The sequence below is a fragment of the Streptomyces sp. NPDC006335 genome (assembly GCF_040612795.1).
Taxonomy (GTDB): Bacteria; Actinomycetota; Actinomycetes; order Streptomycetales; family Streptomycetaceae; genus Streptomyces.
Map to the genome: position 1 here is coordinate 327,650 of NZ_JBEXQX010000001.1, position 16,432 is coordinate 344,081.

The 16,432-nt window shown below is 71.6% G+C and carries 11 protein-coding genes; 7 read left to right on the plus strand and 4 right to left on the minus strand.

Features of this window, described 5'->3' with window-relative positions; genetic code table 11:
* Positions 1–79 precede the first annotated feature (79 nt).
* From ABZ098_RS01545 to ABZ098_RS01555, 3 genes are all read right to left on the minus strand, one after another.
* Positions 80–1,540 carry a glutamate synthase subunit beta gene (locus ABZ098_RS01545; RefSeq protein ID WP_356586111.1) on the minus strand — a complete coding sequence of 487 codons (1,461 nt, stop codon included), beginning with the start codon at positions 1,538–1,540 and terminating at the stop codon, positions 80–82.
* Positions 1,533–6,131 carry a glutamate synthase large subunit gene (gltB, locus tag ABZ098_RS01550; RefSeq protein ID WP_356586113.1) on the minus strand — a complete coding sequence of 1,533 codons (4,599 nt, stop codon included), beginning with the start codon at positions 6,129–6,131 and terminating at the stop codon, positions 1,533–1,535. The genes ABZ098_RS01545 and gltB overlap by 8 nt, the downstream gene beginning before the upstream one ends.
* A 378-nt stretch (positions 6,132–6,509) precedes the next feature.
* Positions 6,510–7,241, minus strand: coding sequence for a VIT1/CCC1 transporter family protein (locus ABZ098_RS01555; protein WP_280894300.1), 732 nt, complete (start codon positions 7,239–7,241; stop codon positions 6,510–6,512).
* A gap of 284 nt (positions 7,242–7,525) precedes the next feature.
* On the opposite strand from ABZ098_RS01555, the gene ABZ098_RS01560 reads away from it, so the two are divergent.
* The 7 genes from ABZ098_RS01560 to ABZ098_RS01590 are packed head-to-tail and all read left to right on the plus strand — an operon-like array spanning position 7,526 to position 15,367.
* Complete coding sequence (locus ABZ098_RS01560; RefSeq protein ID WP_356586115.1) at positions 7,526–8,623, plus strand: ADP-ribosylglycohydrolase family protein; 1,098 nt, start codon at positions 7,526–7,528, stop codon at positions 8,621–8,623.
* On the plus strand, positions 8,620–9,927 hold the full coding sequence (locus tag ABZ098_RS01565; protein ID WP_356586117.1) for an ADP-ribosylglycohydrolase family protein: 1,308 nt from the start codon (positions 8,620–8,622) through the stop codon (positions 9,925–9,927). The genes ABZ098_RS01560 and ABZ098_RS01565 overlap by 4 nt, the downstream gene beginning before the upstream one ends.
* A gap of 8 nt (positions 9,928–9,935) precedes the next feature.
* Positions 9,936–11,114 (plus strand): ADP-ribosylglycohydrolase family protein, encoded by a 1,179-nt coding sequence (locus ABZ098_RS01570; RefSeq protein ID WP_356586119.1) that lies wholly within the window; start codon positions 9,936–9,938, stop codon positions 11,112–11,114.
* Positions 11,102–12,460 carry an ADP-ribosylglycohydrolase family protein gene (locus ABZ098_RS01575; RefSeq protein WP_356586121.1) on the plus strand — a complete coding sequence of 453 codons (1,359 nt, stop codon included), beginning with the start codon at positions 11,102–11,104 and terminating at the stop codon, positions 12,458–12,460. The genes ABZ098_RS01570 and ABZ098_RS01575 overlap by 13 nt, the downstream gene beginning before the upstream one ends.
* Entirely contained in the window at positions 12,457–13,350 is an 894-nt protein-coding gene (gene rbsK, locus ABZ098_RS01580; RefSeq protein WP_356586123.1) for a ribokinase, read from the plus strand. The genes ABZ098_RS01575 and rbsK overlap by 4 nt, the downstream gene beginning before the upstream one ends.
* Positions 13,347–14,537 (plus strand): CoA transferase, encoded by a 1,191-nt coding sequence (locus ABZ098_RS01585; RefSeq protein ID WP_356586125.1) that lies wholly within the window; start codon positions 13,347–13,349, stop codon positions 14,535–14,537. Before rbsK ends, ABZ098_RS01585 begins: the two co-directional genes overlap by 4 nt.
* A complete protein-coding gene (locus tag ABZ098_RS01590; RefSeq protein WP_356586127.1) occupies positions 14,534–15,367 on the plus strand; it encodes a CoA ester lyase in 834 nt (277 codons plus the stop codon). The genes ABZ098_RS01585 and ABZ098_RS01590 overlap by 4 nt, the downstream gene beginning before the upstream one ends.
* A gap of 57 nt (positions 15,368–15,424) precedes the next feature.
* On the opposite strand, the gene lgt is transcribed toward ABZ098_RS01590, so the two are convergent.
* Positions 15,425–16,393, minus strand: coding sequence for a prolipoprotein diacylglyceryl transferase (lgt, locus tag ABZ098_RS01595; protein ID WP_356586129.1), 969 nt, complete (start codon positions 16,391–16,393; stop codon positions 15,425–15,427).
* Positions 16,394–16,432 lie beyond the last annotated feature (39 nt).

Sequence of the window (16,432 nt, forward strand, 5' to 3'; positions counted from 1 at the left end):
ACTGGAAGGGCAGGCGCCGTCTGTGTTCCGCACGCCTTTGTACGGGACGTCTATGCGGGTGGGATCACACCGTCGGTGATCACACCATCAGCGAGCGGTCCGTCGGCCGGATCGGCGCGGGCAGCTCGCTCGCGCCGGTCAGGAAGCGGTCGCAGCCGCGGGCGGCCGAGCGGCCCTCCGCGATCGCCCACACGATGAGCGACTGGCCGCGGCCGGCGTCACCGGCGACGAAGACGCCCGGCACGTTGGTCTGGAAGTCGGCGTCGCGGGCGATGTTGCCGCGCTCGTCGAGCTCCAGGCCGAACTGCTCGACCAGGCCGTTCTCACGGTCGGTGCCGGTGAAGCCCATCGCGAGGGTGACGAGCTGGGCGGGGATCTTGCGCTCCGTGCCCGGCTTCGACGTCAGCTTGCCGTCGATGAACTCGACCTCGCTGAGGTGCAGCCACTGGACGTTGCCGTCCTCGTCGCCCTCGAAGTGGGTCGTCGAGACCGAGTAGACCCGCTCACCGCCCTCCTCGTGCGCGGAGGTGACCTTGTACAGCATCGGGAAGGTCGGCCACGGCTGGTGCGGGGCACGGTCCTCGCCCGGGCGGGGCATGATCTCCAGCTGCGTCACCGAGGCGGCGCCCTGGCGGTGGGCGGTGCCCACGCAGTCGGCGCCGGTGTCGCCACCGCCGATGACCACGACGTGCTTGCCCTCGGCCGAGATCGGGGAGGTGACGTAGTCGCCCTCCTGGACCTTGTTGGCCAGCGGCAGGTACTCCATGGCCTGGTGGATGCCCTTCAACTCCCGCCCGGGGACGGGGAGATCACGGGCGGTCGTGGCACCGGCGGCGATCACGACGGCGTCGTACCGCTTCTTCAGGTCGGTCGCCTTGAGGTCGCGGCCGATCTCGATGCCGGTACGGAAGCGGGTGCCCTCCGCGCGCATCTGCTCGATACGGCGGTTGATGTGCCGCTTCTCCATCTTGAACTCGGGGATGCCGTACCGGAGGAGGCCTCCGACGCGGTCCGCGCGCTCGTAGACGGCGACGGTGTGACCGGCCCGGGTGAGCTGCTGCGCGGCGGCGAGACCGGCCGGGCCCGAACCGATGACCGCGACGGTCTTGCCGGACAGGCGCTCGGGGGCCTGCGGCTCGACGTCACCGCTGTCCCACGCCTTGTCGATGATCGAGACCTCGACGTTCTTGATGGTGACCGGCGGCTGGTTGATGCCGAGCACACACGCCGACTCGCAGGGAGCCGGGCACAGCCGCCCCGTGAACTCGGGGAAGTTGTTCGTCGCGTGCAGGCGCTCCGAGGCCGCCGCCCAGTCCTCGCGGTAGGCGTAGTCGTTCCACTCGGGGATGAGGTTCCCGAGCGGACAGCCGTTGTGACAGAACGGGATGCCGCAGTCCATGCAGCGGCTGGCCTGCTTGCTGATGATCGGCAGCAGGGAGCCGGGGACGTAGACCTCGTTCCAGTCCTTCAGGCGTACGTCGACGGGGCGGGACTTGGCGACCTCGCGGCCGTGGTTCAGGAAGCCCTTCGGGTCAGCCATTGATCGCCGCCTCCATCATCTTCTCGGTGATCTCGGACTCGGAGAGTCCCGCCTGCTCGGCGGCGTCCTTGGCGGCGAGCACTGCCTTGTACGTGCTGGGGATGATCTTGCTGAAGCGCTCGACCGCGGTGTCCCACTCGGCGAGCAGCTTCTCGGCGACCGTGGATCCGGTCTCCTCCTGGTGGCGGCGCACCACGTCGTGCAGCCACTGCTTGTCGGTGTCGTCCAGCGCCTCGACGGCGTTCGCGTTGCCGACGTTGACGTTGTCCGGGTCGAGGTCGATCACGTAGGCGATACCACCGGACATGCCGGCCGCGAAGTTGCGACCCGTCTCGCCGAGGACCACCGCGTGACCGCCGGTCATGTACTCGCAGCCGTGGTCGCCCACGCCCTCGGAGACGACGGTGGCACCGGAGTTGCGGACGCAGAACCGCTCACCGGTACGACCGCGCAGGAACAGCTCGCCGCCGGTCGCGCCGTAAGCGATGGTGTTGCCCGCGATGGTGGAGAACTCGGCGAGGTGGTCGGCGCCCCGGTCGGGACGGACGATCACGCGGCCGCCGGAGAGGCCCTTGCCGACGTAGTCGTTGGCGTCGCCCTCCAGGCGCAGCGTGACACCGCGCGGGAGGAAGGCGCCGAAGGACTGGCCGGCCGAGCCCGTGAAGGTGATGTCGATGGTGTCGTCGGGCAGGCCCGCGCCACCGAACTTCTTGGTCACCTCGTGGCCGAGCATGGTGCCGACCGTGCGGTTGATGTTGCGGATCGCGACCTGGGCGCGCACCGGCTGGGCGTCGGTCGCCGAGTCGGCGGCCAGGGCGTCGGCGGCGAGCTTGATGAGCTCGTTGTCGAGCGCCTTCTCCAGGCCGTGGTCCTGCTCGATGACCTGGTGCAGCGGAGTGCCCTCGGGCAGCTCGGGCACGTAGAAGAGCGGGGACAGGTCCAGGCCCTGCGCCTTCCAGTGGTTGACGGCCCGCTCGACGTCGAGCGTCTCGGCGTGGCCGACGGCCTCCTCGATGGAGCGGAAGCCCAGCTCGGCGAGGATCTCGCGGACCTCTTCGGCGATGAACTTGAAGAAGTTCACGACGTACTCGGCCTTGCCCGTGAACCGGTCCCGGAGCACCGGGTTCTGGGTGGCGATGCCGACCGGGCAGGTGTCGAGGTGGCAGACGCGCATCATGACGCAGCCGGAGACGACGAGCGGCGCGGTCGCGAAACCGAACTCCTCGGCGCCGAGCAGCGCGGCGATGACGACGTCACGGCCGGTCTTGAGCTGGCCGTCGGTCTGGACGACGATCCGGTCGCGCAGGCCGTTGAGCAGCAGGGTCTGCTGGGTCTCGGCGAGGCCGAGCTCCCAGGGGCCGCCCGCGTGCTTCAGCGAGGTGAGCGGGGAGGCACCCGTACCGCCGTCGTGGCCGGAGATGAGCACGACGTCCGCGTGCGCCTTGGACACACCCGCGGCGACCGTGCCGACGCCGACCTCGGAGACCAGCTTCACGTGAATCCGCGCCTGCGGGTTCGCGTTCTTCAGGTCGTGGATCAGCTGGGCCAGGTCCTCGATCGAGTAGATGTCGTGGTGCGGCGGCGGGGAGATCAGACCGACACCCGGGGTCGAGTGCCGGGTCTTGGCGACCCACGGGTAGACCTTGTGGCCGGGCAGCTGGCCGCCCTCGCCGGGCTTGGCGCCCTGGGCCATCTTGATCTGGATGTCGTCCGCGTTGACCAGGTACTCGGAGGTGACGCCGAAGCGGCCGGAGGCGACCTGCTTGATCGACGAACGCCGGGCCGGGTCGTACAGCCGGTCCGCGTCCTCGCCGCCCTCACCGGTGTTGGACTTGCCGCCCAACTGGTTCATGGCGATGGCGAGGGTCTCGTGCGCCTCCTTGGAGATGGAGCCGTACGACATGGCGCCGGTGGAGAAGCGCTTGACGATCTCGGAGACGGGCTCGACCTCGTCGATCGAGATCGGCTGGCGGTCCGACTTGAAGCCGAACAGGCCGCGCAGCGTCATCAGCCGCTCGGACTGCTCGTTCACGCGGTCCGTGTACTTCTTGAAGATGTCGTAGCGGCCCGCACGCGTCGAGTGCTGGAGGCGGAAGACCGTCTCCGGGTCGAACAGGTGCGGCTCGCCCTCGCGGCGCCACTGGTACTCGCCGCCTATCTCGAGCGCGCGGTGCGCGGGCGCGATGCCGGAGGCGGGGTAGGCCTTGGCGTGCCGGGCGGCGACCTCCTTGGCGATGACGTCGATGCCGACGCCGCCGATCTTGGAGGCGGTACCGCTGAAGTACTTCTGGACGAAGCCCTCTTCGAGACCGACGGCCTCGAAGACCTGGGCGCCCCGGTAGGAGGCGACGGTCGAGATGCCCATCTTCGACATGACCTTGAGCACGCCCTTGCCCAGGGCGTAGATCAGGTTGCGGATGGCCTGCTCGGGCTCCAGCCCGTTCAGGAAGGTGCCCGCGCGCAGGAGGTCCTCGACGGACTCCATGGCGAGGTAGGGGTTCACGGCCGCCGCGCCGAAGCCGATCAGCAGGGCGACGTGGTGGACCTCGCGGACGTCACCGGCCTCGACCAGCAGGCCCACCTGGGTGCGCTGCTTGGTGCGGATGAGGTGGTGGTGGACGGCCGCGGTGAGCAGCAGCGACGGGATCGGCGCGTGCTCGGCGTCCGAGTGGCGGTCGGAGAGGACGATCAGCCGGGCACCGTTGGCGATGGCCGCGTCGGCCTCGGCGCAGATCTCCTCGAGGCGGGCGGCGAGGGCGTCGCCGCCGCCGGAGACCCGGTACAGGCCGGACAGGGTCGCGGCCTTGAAGCCGGGCATGTCGCCGTCGGCGTTGATGTGGATGAGCTTGGCCAGCTCGTCGTTGTCGATCACCGGGAAGGGCAGCACGACGGAGCGGCAGGAGGCGGCGCTCGGGTCGAGCAGGTTGCCCTGCGGGCCCAGCGAGGAGCGCAGCGAGGTCACGAGCTCCTCGCGGATCGCGTCCAGCGGCGGGTTGGTGACCTGCGCGAAGAGCTGGGTGAAGTAGTCGAAGAGCAGGCGCGGGCGCTCGCTCAGCGCGGCGATCGGCGAGTCGGTGCCCATCGAACCGATCGGCTCGGCACCGGCCTTGGCCATCGGCGCGAGCAGGACGCGCAGCTCTTCCTCGGTGTAGCCGAAGGTCTGCTGGCGGCGGGTGACCGAGGCGTGGGTGTGCACGATGTGCTCGCGCTCGGGCAGGTCGCCGAGCTCGATCTCGCCGGCCTCCAGCCACTCCGCGTAGGGCTGCTCGGCGGCGAGGCCGGCCTTGATCTCGTCGTCCTCGATGATGCGGTGCTCGACGGTGTCGACGAGGAACATCCGGCCGGGCTGGAGGCGGCCCTTGCGGACGACCTTGGCGGGGTCGATGTCGAGGACGCCGACCTCGGAGCCGAGGACGACGAGGCCGTCGTCGGTGACCCAGTAGCGGCCGGGGCGAAGGCCGTTGCGGTCGAGGACCGCGCCGACCTGCTTGCCGTCGGTGAAGGTGACGCAGGCCGGGCCGTCCCAGGGCTCCATCAGGTTGGAGTGGAACTGGTAGAAGGCGCGGCGGGCCGGCTCCATGGAGTCGTGGTTCTCCCACGCCTCCGGGATCATCATCAGCACGGAGTGCGGCAGCGAACGGCCGCCCAGGTGCAGGAGTTCGAGGACCTCGTCGAAGGACGCCGAGTCGGAGGCGTCCGGCGTACAGATCGGGAAGACGCGCTCGATGGCCTTGCTGTCGTTGCCGAACAGGTCGGAGACCAGCTGCGATTCGCGGGCCGCCATCCAGTTGCGGTTGCCCTTGACGGTGTTGATCTCACCGTTGTGCGCGACGAAGCGGTACGGGTGCGCGAGCGGCCACGACGGGAAGGTGTTCGTGGAGAACCGGGAGTGCACGAGCGCGATCGCGGAGGCGAAGCGGCGGTCGGACAGGTCCGGGAAGAAGGGCTCGAGCTGACCGGTGGTCAGCATGCCCTTGTAGACGATGGTCCGCGCGGACAGCGAGGGGAAGTAGACGTCGACCTCGCGCTCGGCGCGCTTGCGCAGCACGAAGGCCTTGCGGTCGAGGTCGATGCCCTCCGAAGACCCGTCGGTCACGAAGACCTGGCGGAACGCGGGCATCGTGGAGCGGGCGGTGGCGCCGAGCAGTTCGGGGGCGACGGGAACCTCACGCCAGCCCAGAACCGTCAGGCCCTCGTCCACCGCGATCGTCTCGATCTTCGAGACAGCGTCCTCGATGCGGTCCTCCGGCAGGAACGCGATGCCGACGGCGTACGCACCGGCCGCCGGCAGCTCGAAGCCGACGACCTCGCGGAAGAAGGCGTCCGGAACCTGGGACAGGATGCCCGCGCCGTCACCCGAGTCGGGCTCGGAGCCGGTGGCACCGCGGTGCTCCAGGTTGCGCAGAACCGTAAGCGCCTGCTCGACCAGCGCATGGCTCGCCTCGCCGGTGAGGGTGGCCACGAAACCGACGCCACAGGCGTCCTTCTCGTTGCGGGGGTCGTACATACCCTGCGCAGCAGGGCGAGCATCCATGAACGACCACTTCTGGCCACTCGTGGAGTGCTGGGACGGCTGGCGCGGCGTACGCATCGGCTCTCCCGTCGTCGTCAATTGGCATATTCAGATTGCCGAGGGACGACGTTGGCCCTCTGCGTGAGTGCAAAATTTCGTGCAGGTTACATGATGGAGCGGATCTCGGGAACCGGATACTCCGTTCCAACATGCGGACGCCACGCGGTGCGAGGGGGGTACCGCACACGTGGCCTGAAGTATGTGGGGGTCGAGCCGGACCGATCGGTCAGATCGTGGTCCATCGACCCAGGGGCGGTGAAGGCGTCGTCGCCGACCCCGCGAGTGCGCCGCAAGCGTCATTGCCCGCAGTGCTTACGGCTCATGCCCAGTGGTGATGCAGTCGAAACCAGCGAGTAACGGCTACTTATGCGGCCCATCGCATAAGTAGCAGCCGACCTATCCTACGGCCGTTCCGAACAAACTGCCCAGGGCGTACGTCACACCCGCCGCCGCGCCCCCGAGAGCGAGCTGCCGCAGTCCGCTGTACCACCAGGTCCGCGCGGTCACCCTGGCCACGACGGCACCGCACGCGAACAGCCCGAGGAGAGCGAGCAGCACGGCGGGCCACAGCGCGGTCGCGCCGAGCAGATACGGCAGTACGGGCAGCAGGGCACCCAGGGCGAAGGACCCGAAGCTGGACACGGCGGCGACCAGCGGCGAGGGCAGGTCGCCCGGGTCGATCCCCAGCTCCTCCCGGGCGTGGATCTCCAGGGCCTGCTCGGGATCCTTCGACAGCTGCCGGGCGACCTCCCTGGCCAGCTCGGGCTCGACACCGCGCCCCTCGTACAGGGCGGCGAGTTCGGCCTCCTCGTCCTGCGGGTGCTTGCGCAGTTCCCGGCGCTCCACGTCCAGCTCGGCCTCGACGAGCTCACGCTGGGAGGCGACGGAGGTGTACTCACCGGCGGCCATGGAGAAGGCGCCGGCGGCGAGACCGGCCAGCCCGGTCAGCACGATGGTGTTCTGGCCGACGGCCCCACCGGCGACACCGGTCATCAGGGCGAGGTTGGAGACCAGCCCGTCCATGGCACCGAAAACCGCGGGCCTGAGCCAGCCGCCGTTCACGTCGCGGTGCGTGTGGTTGTCACGGTGCGCCTCGTGCAGGGGCGCTTCGATGTCGATGATGGCCATTCCGGTCCCCCAGGGAAGCTAAGCCAAAGCTAACTTTGGACACGTTCTAATTCTTAACAACGCCCACAGTACGGCGGCGCATTCCCGTCCGCCAGCAAGGAAAGGCTCGGCTAACCTGCGGGTTTACCCCCGAACGCGCAGACGATCATGACTCCGCTCAGATGTCGACCGGGTGACGTTGAGGGCAGGGAGGCTGAGGTCAACCGCCGACGGTGGGACATATGCGGCAAAAGGTTCCGCGCCCCGCGCGAACCTCCCTGCTCCCCGTTGTGGAGAGGCCGCGCATGACATCGATCGCCCGCGTTCCCTCGGTCCCGGCCCCCAAGGACACCGCCGAACTCCGCGGGCGGGCCCGCGGCGCCCTGCTGGGCCTGGCGGTCGGGGACGCCCTCGGAGCCCCCGCCGAGAACATGAAGCCGTCGCAGATCCGCGCCCGCTGGGGCCGTATCGAGGGCTATGTGACGGACGAGCCCACCGGCACGGACGACACGGAGTACGCGATCTTCTCGGGCCTGCTCCTCGCCCGCCACGGCTCGGCCCTCACGCCAGCCCATGTGGAGACGGCCTGGCACGAGTGGATCGCGGACCTGGACGAGGGCCCGTTCCGGGGCGCCGGCTTCAGCGAGCGCGGCACGCTGGAGAACCTGCGCCGCGGCCTCGCGGCCCCTATCTCGGCCCAGCACCGCCACGCCTGGAGCGACGGCCTCGCCATGCGCGCGGCCCCCTTCGGCGTCTTCGCGGCGGGCCGCCCCGCGGAGGCGGCCCGCCTGGTGGCGATCGACGGCTCGGTGAGCCACGACGGCGAGGGCATCTACGGCGGCCAGGCGGTCGCGGCCGGAGTGGCGGCGGCGATGGCCGGCGCCCCGACGATCGCCGTCGTCGCCTCCGCGCTGGCGGTGATCCCGGACGACAGCTGGACGGCGAGGTCCCTGCGCAGGGCGGTGGCGGTGGCCCACAGGGGCGAGCGCGCGGTCCGCTCCGCCGTCGTCATCGGCGGCTATCCGTGGACCGACCTCGCCCCCGAGGCGGTGGCCCTCGCCTTCGGCGCGTACGCGGCGGCGGACGGCGACTTCCGTGAGGCGGTGCTGACGGCCGTGAACATGGGCAGGGACGCGGACACCACGGCGGCGGTCGCGGGGGCCCTGGCGGGAGCGACGCGGGGAGCGTCGGCGATCCCGGCCGACTGGGCCTCGGCGATCGGCCCGGCGAAGGGCAGTTGCCTGCCGTCGATGGCGGGCCACCACGTGCTGGACGTGGCGGAGTTGCTGGTGGCGGGGGAGGACGGGAAGTGGGGGACGACCGGTCTCGCCCAGGACTGGCCCCCACCCGACCCGGACGCCTTCACCCTGGCGGCGGGTGACGAGTCGGGAGCGGACCGGTGAGGCCGCCGGGTCCGTGGGACGGGGCCTCACCGAACGATCCGGGTCCGGCTGATCCCGCACCCGCGGCGAAACCGAACGCTCCCGCGGCCGCCGACGGCGGGAACGCCCCACAAGGGCCACCCGCACCCGACAACGAAAGCGAGACGGGTGGTGCGGGTGGGAACACGAAGGCCGAAGGCGAAGCCGAGGCCTCGAAACGCACCGAAGGCCTCCTCCTCGGCCTGGCCGCAGGCGACGCCGCCGGCTGGCCCGCCGCCCGCCACAGAGCCGCCCGCATGCCCGACTGGACCCGCCGCCTCACCCGCGAACTGGACACGTTCGCCGAACAGAACGCCACCACCACCCTCCCCGTCCCCATCGCCCTCAACCAGCCCCCCGAGCCCCTCCGCCTCGGCCCCTCCGACGACGCCGAATGGGCGGCGTTCACCGCGGAAGCCCTCCTCAGAGCGGGCGACGACACCGCCCTGGGCGACCTGACGAGAGAACGCCGTACGAGAGCCGCCATCGACCTCGCCTGGAACGCCCTCGCCGCAGAAGTCGCCGCCGCGGCGGACCGCGCCCCCGAGATCGAGTCCGCCGTCCTCCCCCTCCGCGCCCGCATCTCCGTGCGAGCGGGACTCGGCAACCTCGCCACCGGCCTGCGCCCTCCCGCCACCGGCCACGACAACCCGCACTACTTCGACGACGCGGCCTGCGTCAGGGCCTGCGTCCTCGCCGTCGCCCACCCCGGCAGCCCCGAACTCGCCGCCGATCTCGCTGAGTTCGACGCCCACTACACCCAGGACGGCGACGGGGTGCACGGAGCGAGAGCGATGGCCGCGGCCGTCTCCCTGGCCCTGACCGGCGCCCCCGTCGAAGCCTGCGTGACCGCGGCCCTCACCGAGCTCCCCGAGGAGACCGAGATCGGCCGCAACGCCCGCCACGCCCTGCACCTCGCCCGGACCGCCGACCACGCCTTCGCCCTGATCCCCGCCCTGGAGCACGAGATCGTCGACCACGTCTACAGCTACGGCATCGCCGCCGCCGAAACCGTCCCCGTGGCCCTCGCCCTGGCCACCGCCGCACGGGGCCGCATCGCCGAGGCGATCCCCGCCGCGGCCTGCCTCTCCCGGGTGGCCGACTCGGCCCCCGCCCTGGTGGGCGCCCTGACCGGAGCACTCGGCGGCGCCGGCGCGATCCCCTCCACCTGGCGGGACACCTGCCGCACCCTCTCCGGCTGCGCCCTGCCCCGCCTCACCGGCACGGACCTGGTGGAACTCGCCGGGCTCCTGGAAGCCGCGCAACCGCCCCTCCCAGGAGGATGATTCCGGGCATGGCGCCCAAAAAACCAGAAAACGCATCAGACAGCAGCCTGGAGGACCGGATCACCGGAGCCCTCGTCGGCGCGGCGGTGGGCGACGCCCTCGGCGGCCCGGTCGAGGGCTACTCCCCCGACCAGATCCTCGAACGCCACGCCGGCCGCGTCCACGGCGTCGTCGGCCCCTGGAACGGCGACGCCTGGCGCACCGCCCGCCCCATCGCCCCCTACCACAAGGGCGACGGCCACGTCACCGACGACACCTTGATGACCCACGCCCTGATCCGCGTCTACGCCCGGGTCAGGGACCACCTCGACGCCTACGCGATCGCCGACCACCTGGTCCCCGACCTGATGACGAACCCCCGCTGGATCCCTGAGCTGGAGACGGAGGCCCTCCCCCTGCACCGCGTCTTCCTCGCGGAGAAATGGCTGGTCACCCGCCTCCACTACGGTCACGTCGACCCGCGGGAGGCGGGCGTCGGCAACATCGTCAACTGCGGTGCGGCGATGTACATGGCCCCCGTGGGCCTGGTCAACGCGGCGAACCCGCGGTCCGCCTACGCCGAGGCACTGGACATCGCGGGCGCCCACCAGTCGTCGTACGGCCGGGAGGCGGCGGGAGTCTTCGCGGCGGCGGTGGCGGCGGCGTGCGAGCCGGGCGCGACCCCGGACTCGGTCGTGACGGCCTGTCTGCGGCTGACGAGGGACGGCACGCGGACGGCGATCGAGGAGGTCTGCGAAGTGGCCGCCCACCACACGGACTTCGAATCGGCCCTGCGACCCCTGCGGGACGCCGTGGCTCCCTACGACACCGTCGGCCCCGACTACCGCGCCCCCTCCCTCGGCGCCCGGCGCCCCTCCCGCCTCCACACGATCGAGGAACTCCCCATCGCCCTCGGGATGTTGCTGGTGGCGGCGGGCGACTTCCGGCAGGCCGTTCTCGGGGCGGTGAACTACGGCAGGGACTGCGACTCGATCGCCACGATGGCCGGGGCGATGGCGGGCGCGCTGGGCTCCCCGGTCCCGGACGACTGGTCGAAGACGGTCTCGGAGGCGAGCCGCCTGGACCTGTGGGAACCGGCGACGACGCTGACGGCCGTGACCCGGGAGATCTTCGAGCGGGACACGGCCCGCCGCAGGACCCACGAGGCGGCCTTCGCGGAACTCGGAGGTCCGAGATGCTCCGAGTGACCTGGGTCCAACCGGAGGACCTCATCGGCCACGAGCTCCGTCAGGCGGCCCAGGACGGCAGGGAGCCGTCGGCGATCGCGGCGAGGTGGCGAGCGGCGGGAGGCGGGCCGGCGCCGACCCGGGCGGGCGCCTCGGCACAGCCCGCGTCCAGGTACCTGCGGCAGCTCGCGGACGACCTGCTGGACGAACTGGCGGACCTGCCGAGCGCGTTGGAGGACGACGAGCCCACCGACCTGGCGAGGATCAAGGCCCGCTGCCGGACGTGGCCGGCGCACCCGTCTCCGGCCACCCTCACCCAGGGTGCCCTGGAAGCGGCCTGGCTGGGCCGGGCCGTGGGCTGCCTCCTGGGCAAGCCGGTGGAGAAGCTCCCCCTCGACGCCATCCGCGAACTCGCCCGGTCCACCGGCAACTGGCCCCTGAACACCTACTTCACGGCGAAGGGCGTCCCCGCCGAACTCCTCGCCGCCCACCCCTGGAACCGCCGCTCCGCCACGACCTCCCTCGCCGAGAACATCGACGGCATGCCCGAGGACGACGACCTCAACTACCCGTTGCTGAACCTGCTGTTGCTGCGACGCCACGGCAAGGACTTCACCACCGCGGACGTGGCGCGACTCTGGCTCGACGAGCTGCCCGCCGGCCGCACCTTCACCGCCGAACGCATCGCCTACCGCAACCTCCTCCAGGGCCTGGAACCCCCCAGAACCGCCCGCCACCGCAACCCCTTCCGCGAATGGATCGGCGCCCTGATCCGCGCCGACGTCCACGGCTGGACCAACCCCGGCGACCCGGCGGCCGCGGCCGAACAGGCCCACCGGGACGCCACCCTCACCCACACGGCCAACGGCGTCTACGCGGCGATGTTCACCGCCGCCGTCATCGCCCAGGCGGCGACGACCCCCGACGTCCACACCTGCCTGCGCACCGGCCTCGGCGTGATCCCCCCGCGCTCCCGCCTCACCAGGGCGATCATCCACGCCGTCCAACTCGCCGAACGTCACGACGACTTCGACGAGGTCGTGGACGAACTCCACGCCACGTACTCCGCGACCCACCACTGGGTCCACGCGATCCCCAACACGGCGCTGATCGCCGCCGCCCTCACCCACGCGAACGGCGACTTCACCGGCTCCGTCTGCCGGGCGGTCGCCGGCGGCTGGGACACCGACTCCAACGGCGCCACGGCAGGCAGCATCGCCGCCCTCCTGGCCGGCGCCCCGGAACACCTCCCCGACCGCTGGACCACCCCCCTCAAGAACCGCCTGGCCACCTCCGTCGCCGACTTCAACGGCACCGGCTTCGACACCCTGGCCCGTCTCACCCACCGGGAGGCTGCTCGCCCATGACCCACATCGCCGTGCTCGGCAGCACGAACATGGACCTGGTCGCCTACGTCGAGAAGGCGCCCCGGCGCGGAGAGACCGTCACCGGCAGGGAGTTCCGGACCATCCCCGGCGGCAAGGGCGCCAACCAGGCGATCGCCGCGGCCCGCGCCGGCGCCACCGTGTCGATGATCGGCGCGGTCGGCAACGACGGCTTCGGCACCCGGCTGCGCTCCACCCTCGAACACTCCGGCGTCACCACCGACCACCTGCGCACCGTCGAAGGCCCCACCGGCACCGCGCACATCGTCGTGGACGACGAGGGCGGCAACGCGATCGTCGTCATCCCCGGCGCGAACGGCACCGTCGACCATCTGGTCCCCGGCGACGAGGGCCTGATCGCCTCCGCCGACGCCCTGCTCCTCCAACTGGAGATCCCCCTGGCAGCGGTCCTCGCGGGAGCGCAGACCGCCCGCGCGCACGGTGTCCGTACGATCCTCACCCCCGCCCCGGTCCAGCCCCTGCCGCCCGAACTCCTCTCCGCCACCGACCTGTTGGTGCCCAACGAGCACGAGGCGGCCACCCTCACCGGCCGCGCCGACCCGTTCGCCGCGGGCGCCGCCCTCCTCGACACGGTCCCGCGCGTGGTGATCACCCTGGGCGAGGCGGGCAGCCTGTATCTCACCCGGGACGCCGAACCCCTCGTCGTCCCCGCCCCGCGGGTCACCGCGGTCGACTCCACCGGTGCGGGCGACACGTTCGTGGGCACGCTAGCCGTCGCCCTCGGCGAGGAACGGCCGATCCGGGAGGCGATGGCCTGGGCCGCCGCGGCGGCCGCACTGTCCGTCCAGCGGGAAGGCGCCTCGGCGTCGATGCCCTACCGCTCCGAGATCGAGGCCCGGTACACGTCATGACCGAGACCCCCCTCAAAGGCCTGCGCGTGCTCGACGCGGCCACCCTCTTCGCCGGCCCCCTCGCGGCCACCCTGCTCGGCGACTTCGGCGCCGAGGTCGTCAAGATCGAGCACCCCGCCAAGCCGGACCCGTCCCGCGGCCACGGCCCCTCGAAGGACGGCATCGGCCTGTGGTGGAAGGTCCTGGGCCGCAACAAGCGCACCCTCACCCTGGACCTGTCCAAGCCGGGCGGCCGGACCACCTTCCTCAAGCTGGCCGCCTCCGCGGACGTGGTCATCGAGAACTTCCGCCCCGGCACCCTGGAGAAGTGGGACCTCGGCTGGCCCGAGCTGTCCGCCGTCAACCCCCGCCTTGTCCTCACCCGCGTCACCGGCTTCGGCCAGTTCGGGCCCTACTCCCGCCGCCCCGGCTTCGGCACCCTCGCCGAGGCGATGAGCGGCTTCGCGGCGATCACCGGCGAACCGGACGCGCCACCGGTCCTGCCGCCCTTCGGCCTGGCGGACTCGATCGCGGGCCTCGCCACGGCGTACGCGGTGATGACGGCGCTCGCGGCCCGTGACCGCACGGGCGAGGGCCAGGTCGTCGACATGGCCCTCATCGAGCCGATCCTGACGGTCCTCGGCCCCCAGCCGACCTGGTACGACCAGCTCGGCCACGTCCAGGAGCGCACCGGCAACCGCTCCGCCAACAACGCCCCGCGCAACACCTACCGCACGGCCGACGGCACCTGGGTCGCCGTCTCCACGTCGGCGCAGTCGGTCGCGGAGCGCGTGATGCACCTGGTGGGCCGCCCGGAGCTGATCGACGAGCCGTGGTTCGCGACCGGCGCCCAGCGGGCCGCCCACGCCGACGTCCTCGACGCGGCGGTCGGCTCCTGGATCGCCGCACGCACCCGCACCGACGTCCTCGCGGCCTTCGAGAAGGCGGAGGCGGCGATCGCCCCGATCCAGGACATCCGGGACGTGATGGCCGACCCGCAGTACCAGGCGCTCGACACCGTGACCACGGTCGACGACCCCGAGCTCGGGCCCCTGCGCATGCAGAACGTCCTCTTCCGGCTCTCCTCGACCCCCGGCGCGATCCGCTGGGCGGGCCGCCCGCACGGCGCGGACACGGACGAGATCCTGACCGAACTGGGCCTGACCGAGGCCCAGTTGACGGCCCTGCGCACGGAGGGCGCCCTGTGAGGACGTACCCTCTGACCTGGCTCTACGTCCCCGGTGACCGCCCGGAGACCGTCACCAAGGCCCTCACCGCCGGCGCCGACGTCGTGGTCGTCGACCTGGAGGACGCGGTCGCCCCCGACCGCAAACGGTACGCCCGCGAGGCCACCGCCGAACGTCTCAGCGACCCCCAGTCAACTCCGGTCCACGTCCGGGTGAACTCCCTGGCCGGCCCCCTGGCGGCAGCGGACCTGGCAGCGATCGCCCCCCTTCCGGGCCTGGCCGGTCTACGCCTGCCCAAGGTCACCGCCCCCAGCCAGATCACCTGTGTCGCGCGGACGACGGCCCGTGGCGAAGAAGGCACCCCACCACCCCTGTACGCCCTCCTGGAATCGGCCCTGGGCATCGAGCACGCCCACGCCATCGCCACCGCCCACCCGGGCCTGCGAGGCATCGCCCTCGGCGAGGCGGACCTCCGCGCCGACCTGGGCGTACGACACGACGGGGGCCTGGACTGGGCCCGCTCCCGAGTGGTCGTGGCGGCGAGAGCGGCGGCCCTTCCTCCGCCACCCCAGTCGGTCCACCCCGACATCCGGGACCTGGAGGGCCTGCGGGCCTCCTGCGCCCACGGCCGTGCTCTGGGCTTCCTGGGCCGGGCGGCCATCCATCCCCGCCAGCTCCCGGTGATCGAGCGCGCCTACCTCCCCACCGAGCAGGAGATCGAGCAGGCGGAGACGGTACTCAAGGCGGCGGAGGCCCATCAGGGGGCCCAGGCCCTCCCGGACGGCACCTTCGTCGACGCGGCGGTGGTGACCCAGGCCCACCGCACCCTCTCCCTGGTCCACCGCGGCTGACACACGACGAGGGCGCCCCGACAGTTCGGGGCGCCCTCGTCCGCGTACGACCGAGCGTCAGGTCTTCTTGGCCGACTCGGCCTCGGCGTCGGTCTTGTCGTCGGCCTTGTCGTCGGTCTTGTCCGTCACCTCGACGGTTCCGGCCTTCTCGTCGCCCTCGGCATCGTCACCGGACTCGGCCTCGGTCTCGGTCTCGGTCTCGGAGTCGGTGGCACCCGGCTCGACGACCTCCTCACGCCCCGGCCGCTTCTTCGCCGACACCACGAGGTACGTCACCGCGAGCAGGAACACGACGATCGCGGTCCAGACGTTGAGCCGGACCCCGAGGATGTGGTGGGCGTCGTCGATGCGCATGTACTCGATCCAGCCGCGCCCCGTGCAGTACGCGGCGACGTACAGCGCGAACGCCCGTCCGTGACCCAGCTCGAAGCGGCGGTCGGCCCAGATGACGAGCAGCGCGACACCGATGCACCACAGCGACTCGTAGAGGAAGGTCGGGTGGTAGTAGCCCGGCACCCGGCCGTCCGTGGAAGACGTGATGTGCAGGGCCCACGGCAGGTCGGTCGGCTTGCCGTACAGCTCCTGGTTGAACCAGTTGCCCCAGCGGCCGATGGCCTGCGCGAGGGCGATGCCGGGGGCGATGGCGTCGGCGTAGGCCGGCAGCGGGATGCCCCGGCGGCGGCAGCCGATCCACGCGCCCACCGCACCGAGGGCGATCGCGCCCCAGATGCCGAGGCCGCCCTCCCAGACCTTGAAGGCGTCCACCCAGTCGCGGCCCTCGCTGAAGTACAGCTCGTAGTCCGTGATCACGTGGTAGAGGCGGCCACCGAGCAGTCCGAACGGCACGGCCCAGACCGCGATGTCGGCCACCGTGCCGGCCCGCCCGCCACGGGCGATCCAGCGCTTGTTGCCGAGCCAGACGGCAACGAAGACGCCGATGATGATGCAGAACGCGTAGCCACGCAGCGGGATGGGACCGAGGTGGTACACCCCGTGCGACGGGCTGGGAATGTAGGCAAGTTCCATGGCAGGGTCGACGCTACCCTGCCGGGCCGGGCCCACGGC